The organism is Sutterella sp. (genome assembly GCF_030539355.1).
Lineage (GTDB): Bacteria > Pseudomonadota > Gammaproteobacteria > Burkholderiales > Burkholderiaceae_F > Sutterella.
This window is the reverse complement of sequence record NZ_JAUNSF010000136.1, coordinates 1-6,394: the sequence shown is the minus strand read 5'-3', so window position 1 is coordinate 6,394 and position 6,394 is coordinate 1. Positions and strand designations below refer to the sequence as shown.

At 65.5% G+C, this 6,394-nt stretch carries 4 protein-coding genes; 2 read left to right on the top strand and 2 right to left on the bottom strand.

What is annotated here, in order from left to right; all coding sequences use genetic code 11:
• The first annotated feature begins 56 nt into the window (after window positions 1-56).
• Both Q4F91_RS12480 and Q4F91_RS12475 read left to right on the top strand, forming a co-directional pair.
• Window positions 57-848 carry a hypothetical protein gene (locus Q4F91_RS12480; RefSeq protein ID WP_303338055.1) on the top strand — a complete coding sequence of 264 codons (792 nt, stop codon included), beginning with the start codon at window positions 57-59 and terminating at the stop codon, window positions 846-848.
• Window positions 849-1,154: 306 nt separating this feature from the next.
• Window positions 1,155-4,766: a hypothetical protein gene (locus tag Q4F91_RS12475; protein ID WP_303338054.1), complete on the top strand. Its 3,612-nt coding sequence runs from the start codon at window positions 1,155-1,157 to the stop codon at window positions 4,764-4,766.
• A gap of 97 nt (window positions 4,767-4,863) precedes the next feature.
• Here Q4F91_RS12475 and Q4F91_RS12470 read toward each other — a convergent pair whose 3' ends face one another.
• Both Q4F91_RS12470 and Q4F91_RS12465 read right to left on the bottom strand, forming a co-directional pair.
• A complete protein-coding gene (locus Q4F91_RS12470; RefSeq protein ID WP_303338053.1) occupies window positions 4,864-5,796 on the bottom strand; it encodes a LysR family transcriptional regulator in 933 nt (310 codons plus the stop codon).
• Window positions 5,797-6,143: 347 nt separating this feature from the next.
• A partial coding sequence (locus Q4F91_RS12465) for a fumarate hydratase C-terminal domain-containing protein (RefSeq protein ID WP_303338052.1) occupies window positions 6,144-6,394 on the bottom strand: 251 nt, incomplete at its 5' end.

The window sequence follows — 6,394 nt, the reverse complement described above, 5'->3', positions numbered from 1 at the left end:
CGCCCTCTGAGGACCTACCCTTCTAAAATCCACACTTTCACCTAACAGAGCCTTCGGTGTGCCTGGTCTGCGGAGCGAGGTTCGGCGACTGCGACCACATTCTGCTCAGCTACGACCCGTATGAACAGCGGGCCGTCGCCGGCATCGCCATGGAAGCTTTCAACAAGAAGGTCGCCGACATCATCGGCGACGGCAGCCGCCCGGAGGAGAAGGTCCGGCAGAGAATCCGGAAAGTTCTCTGGTTCGTCGAGGACTGGAGCGATGCCGTCATCGGCGTGAATTTCGACGGCGGCCCCGGCATGTCGTCCTTCTGCAAGGTATATCTCTCGGAGTACATCACCGGTCACGAGAAGGAGTTCAGGAAAGCCTTTGCGAACCGCCGCATGCGGCTTTACATGACCGCACAGCGTCACGCTGACGAGGCGAAACGCCAGGCGAAAGAGGAGGAGGAGCGCCGGCTCGAGGCGGAGAAGGAACGCGAGAACCGCGAGCGATGGGCGAAGCTCAGTCCCAGGCCCGAAGTCGTCGAGGAGGCGCTCAGGCGCCGCTGCGCCGAGGACGGCATCGACATCGCGTCCGAGGAGGCGGGGCGGCTGCGGGAGATGTTCCTCGAGCTCGAGAAGGCATTGCTCTCCTGCGGCGTTCAGTGGGGAGCGTTCGAGCTTTCCGCTCTCGAATTCAAGGATGTGGAAAAGCACATCATCCGCAGCCGCATCAACGGCACGGAAATCTTCCGCTGGAACGAATGGAAAGTTCGCTGGGAATCGGCTGGGAACGGCTCACTTGCCGCGCATCCCCGGATGACGGAGGATGACTATTGGAAATGGAGCGGCAGCACCTGGTTCTGAGAGACATCGGGATTCCTGCTGTATACAGCCCGTTCCTGATTTTCCGCGGCGTCCGCACCCTCCGCGTGCCTTGAATCCGCCTTGAATCCGGCGTCTTGCCCGCACCGCGGCGGGTATGATTTCCCTCATTGTGCACGGTGCCCCTTGAGCGGCCCCTGCCAGGCGCCTGCTCCCTCTCATCACCGGCCCGGAAGAAGGCCGGGGCAGGCACGGAAACAAAGAACAGAAAACGAAATCATGAACGCACAGAAAAGACGTTTCAGTCTCCTCCCTCTTTCTGCAGCGGTCACGGCGGCTCTTTCCGCAGTGATTCTTGCGGGCGTTCCCGCGGTCACCGAGGCCTACACCACCGTCGAGGTGCTCGGCGCCGACGGCTCCGTCTGGGCGCGGCTTCTCGTCGCCGACGCCGAGGACAACGCGCGCGACAATCTCGTCACCGTCACGGGCGCGCCGGTCCGCGCGCCCACCGAGCTCGAAATGCAGTCGGTCCGCGACGCGGTCCTCTACTGGAGCGACGTGCTCGGGGCCCCGGCCACGGTCCCGGAGATCTACCTCGTGGCCCAGGACGTCACGAGGAACAACGCCGAGGCGAGCCCCACCGTCGGGAACGACGCGGGCGAGACGATGCTCGAGATCTGCATCCGCGGGAGCTCCGAGTGCCTTCGGAACGTCATCACCGCCGACGGCGTGAAGCCCGGCACGACGCTTCTCTTTGACAACGCGAGCGAATACCGGGCGAGTCAGACGCTGTCGCTCAGCCCCCTCGCGCACACGTCGCTCGGCTTCAACCTCTCGGCGGTGATGGTGCACGAGTTCATGCACGCCCTCGGTCTCGTGACCTTCGTGAAGACGAACGACGACGGCACCGGAACGCTCTCGAACTACTCGGTGTTCTCGAGCAAGCTCTACGACCTCTACGGCACGCAGCTCACCCCCGACAAGACGATCACGGCGATCGCCCGCAGCGACATCGACCCGAACGGCACGGCGAGCGACACCGTCTTCTATGCGATCAACGCGGGCCGTGTGAGGAGCGGCGTCAAGTTCGTCGGCACGAACGTCACCGAGGTGATCGGCGCGGACACCGTCATCTACTACCCCGAGGAGAGGATCGTCACGAAGGACGCGGACGGCAACTGGCAGCTCGTCGCCGCGGACCGCACGAACTCGGTCGTGGGCGGCATCCCAGTCAACGGCATCGAGAGCGACGAGAACGGCAGGCGCCTCTATGAGTTCTCGCACCTTGAGCTCCAGAACTCCGCGATGAGTCACCAGAACTGGAGGAACTGGCAGACGCCTCTCGAGGCCGAGCTCGCCATGCTCCAGGACATCGGTTACGAATTCGACAGGAAGCGCTTCTTCGGCACCTCGATCTACGCGAGCGGCATCGACTTCACGGTCACGCAGGCCTTCACGGCGCGCGAGAACTATGCCTGGACCGGAGCGCACTCGACGCAGACGGGGGCGGTGGGCGTCCATGTCTACGGCAGCCTCAACAACGTGACGATCGCCGCCGACCAGTACGCCGACGGCACGGAGAGCTTCGGCGTGCGCGTCGACGGCCTCTTGAACGACGTGACGGTCGCCTCCGGCGTCACCATCACCGCCGACGGCACGGACGGCACCGGCATCGCCTTCACCTACGGCCGGAACCACACGCTCACCCTCGAGGCGGGCTCCACCGTGTCGGCCTCCGGCACCGGGGGCAAGGCGCTCGCCTTCGACTTCGGCGGCAACATGATCGGCAGCACCACGCAGTACATCGGCAGCTGGATCACGGCCTCCAACATGTACGGCACCGACTGGTCGAACAGCAGCCTCAGCCAGGGCGATGCGGTCCGGGGCGCGCTGATGGACACCGTCAACATCTCAGGCACCGTCTCGGCCCCGGGCGCCACGGCGATCTACATCTCGCCCAACGCGCTCGTCTCGAAGATCAACTTCCTCGAAGGCGCCTCCATCACGGGCGACATCGTCTCCGAGTGGAACGCTCGGAGCACCGTGGAGGACGATGAACTTCACGCGAAGCTCAGCCTCGGCGAAGGCCACCACATCGAGGCCATCCTCGAGTTCGAGGACGATCAGATCCCGGACATCACCACCGAGATCCGCTTCGGGGCGGTGATCAGCGATGATGACGACGAGTCGGAAGCTGCGGCAGTATCGGCAGACGGGGCTTCCACGACCTCAACGACCTCCGCGGGAACCTCGAACTTCAGCCTCACCTACACCGGAAACATCACGGGCGCGGACGGCATCCGCCTCACCTTTGAGTCCGGAACGACGACCTACTCGGGAACGGCGACCGTGCTCGGCGTGGTCCTCGGGGCAGGGGCTACGGTGAAGGGCGCGGGCACGTACGTCCTCACCGCAGCCGCGTCCTCGGAGAGCGAGGCGCAGGCCCGCGTCTCCGACAGCGCCTTCGTGCAGGGCACGTTCGTCAACTCGGGAAAGCTCTTCTCGACCGCCGCGACGGGCATGCCGACGATCACCGGCAACTACAGCCAGGGAGACACGGGCACGCTTGTGCTCGGCTTCTCCTCGGAGGGCACCGTCACGCCGCTCACGGTCTCCGGCACGTCCTCGGGAACGCTCGCGGTCGCGCTCGTCCCCGACCTCGGGTACTGGGCCGACGGCACTTCAGTCTCGGTCGCGACCGCGGGTCTCGCCGCCACGACCTCTACGGACTCCGGCACCGCGGCGAGCGTGTCTCTTGCCGACGAGGCCACCCTGAGCGCGGTCTCGTCCACGCTCGCCATGACGACTGCCACGGCCTCCGACGGAACGCTCACCGCGACGGTCTCGCGCCGCGCGAACGCGTACTCGAATCTGCTCGCGAGCTCAGGAAGTCCGGCCACGTCCGGTCAGCAGGCCGTCGCCGCCATGCTCGACGCCGGTGCCGGGAACGTCACGGACACGAACGCGCGCAATCTCATCGCCGCGATCGACTATTCCGACGCCGCTGTCGGCGCCGCAGCGATCGGAGAGCTCACGGGCGACGCACATCTCTCGTCCGTGCGGGCGCAGTTCGCCCTCGAGCGCCTGCTCGACCGCACTCTCGCACGGGTTCCGGCCGATGCGGCGGTCACGGGGCGCCACATCTGGGCGCAGCCCTTCGGCGGCAGGCTCGCCGACAACACTGCCGGCGCACATTCGAGAACCAAGGCCGCAGGCCTCGCCGGGGGCGTCACCGTCACCGAACCCGGCCGGGAACTGGGTTTCAACGTCGCCGCCGCCTACTTCTCGGAATCGAACAGCCTCTACGCGAAGACGCGCGGGCAGGGCCTCTGGCTCGGTGCCTCGGCCGCGAAGTCCGTGGATAGCGCTGACCGCTGGTGGTTCGATCTTTCGGGACGCATCGGTTTCGCGAACGTCGAGACAGAGCGCCTGCAGACCGTGATCGGGTCCTCCCAGGAAGTGAAGGGCACGCGCCTCTCGGCCACTCTTTCGGGCAAGGTCGGTCCGAGGCTGGAGCTTGCGGACGTGCTCTCCGTTCGTCCTTCGCTCGGCCTCACGGGCACGGTGCTCCGCACGCCCTCGAAGACCGAGGACAGGTTCGGGGGCCTCTCGAATGACGACGCCTGGTACCGGTCGCTCCGGGCTGCGGTCGGCGTCTCGGCCGAAACCGCGCCTATCGCCTCCGCCGTCACGGGCTTCTCCTGGAAGTGGACCGCCAACGCCGGCTACGAGCGAGAGCTCCTCTCGGATGCGGGCGAGTTCACGGCCGGAATCGCCGGCATGAGCGGAACCTTCAGCCAGCGCGTCGACTGGAACGACAGGAACCGGTGGCTCATCGGCGGCGGCCTCGAACTCGTCAATCAGAAGGGCTTCACCGCGGCCGTCAGGCTCGAAGGGGAACTCACGCACGGCGACGGCGCGGCCGTGACGGGCGGGGCCGAGCTCCGCTGGCAGTTCTGAGCCTTCAGCTCCGGAAAGACCGGAAAGCCAAAGCCCGCGTCGGAGGTCCATATCGAACAGGACCTCCGCGCGGGCTCAGGTTTCTCAAAAGGTGCGATCAGCCGCGCTGGAACTTCATGCCGGCCACGTCGAGCATCACCTGAATGAGCTCGCGGGCGGCCTTCGAGAGGTAGCGGTCACCGCGGTAGGCGGCGACGACCGTGCGGGGCGGCACCTCGGGCGAGATCGAGAAGCACCGGATGGGCTCGGCGGTCGCCGACCTTCTCGCAAGGGTCTCGGTCGTGAGCGTGACGCCGAGGCTCACGCTCGCCAGAGCGAGCGCCGCGATCATCGACTCGCTCTCCAAGACCACGCGGGGCGACGCGCCCGTGCGTTCGCAGAGGTCGTGGTAGAGGCGGTTCATCATCTGCCCCTTCTTGATCACGATGAAGCTCTCGCGGTCGAGCTCGTGGAAGTCGAGCGGCGGGTACTCCTCGCCCGTGGTGTCGGGGAAGCGCCGGGCGACGGGGTGGTTGACGCTCATCGCGACGAGGAGCTTCTCGGTGTAGATCTCGGTGACTTCCAGAGACTGCGGGTGGTAGAGGGGCGAGATCACGAGCGAGAAGTCCACGGCGCCCTCCATCGCCATCTCCTCGAGCTCCTTGGTGCGGCCCTCGGCCACCTCGAGCTCGATGCTGGGAAAAAGACGTCGGAAGACGGGAAAGACTTCGGTCAAGAAGAACGTCTCGCGGTAGTCCGATGCGCCCACGACGACGTGGCCGCGCACGCCCGCCTTGATGTCGTCGATCTGCTTCGCGCACGTCTCGCGCATCTGGTCGATCTGGCGTTCGGTCTTCAAAAAGAGTTCGCCCGCGGGGGTGAGCCTCACGGGCTTGACCTGGCGGTCGATGAGCTCGGTGCCGATCTCGGTCTCGAGTCGCAGCAGGAACTGCGAGAGCGACGGCTGCGAGATGTCTAGGAACTGGGCGGCCTTGGAGAAGCTCCCCTCGGTGAGGAGCGCGTTCAGATAACGACAGGTGTTGCTCGGCATTTGGATGGGGTCCTGGGGGATTATTTTTGTGTCGAGTGATTCTGGGGGCGATGTAACTCTGACTATAGCGACTTTTGGCGCAGGATTCTCCTCGGTGAGACAGTCCCCGGGAAACATCCCGGGGGTGTCCTGAAAATTAAAAAAATCCCGGTCCGCTTCGCCATGTGAGAAGCGGCCGGGAGAGGAAGAGCGGAGAGCCGGTTGCAGCCCGAGGCTCTCCTGCCACGGAATCGGTTGAAGGTGTCCCCCGGCTTCCGCCGCGTCCCCGGAGATGCCTTCCAGAGCTCATTCGGGGCGCGGCGGGCCGAAGGGCGGCCTCTGAGACGGAACGGAGGAACTTTCGTTCTTCAGTTCTGATAATCGACCACTTCGGAAATGCGCTCGACGATCGGGGTCTTGCGCTCGTTGAAGACGGCCTTGTTCTTCTCGAAGAGGTTGTTGCCGTGCGTGTCGATCGAGCAGATAAGGGGCCCAAACTTCTTCACGCGCATCACCCACATCGACTCGGGCATGCCGAGCTCGGGCCACTGGACGTCCTCCACTTCCTCGACGCACTCGGCGGCGACGACGGCGCAGCCGCCCGGGAACACGCAGTGGA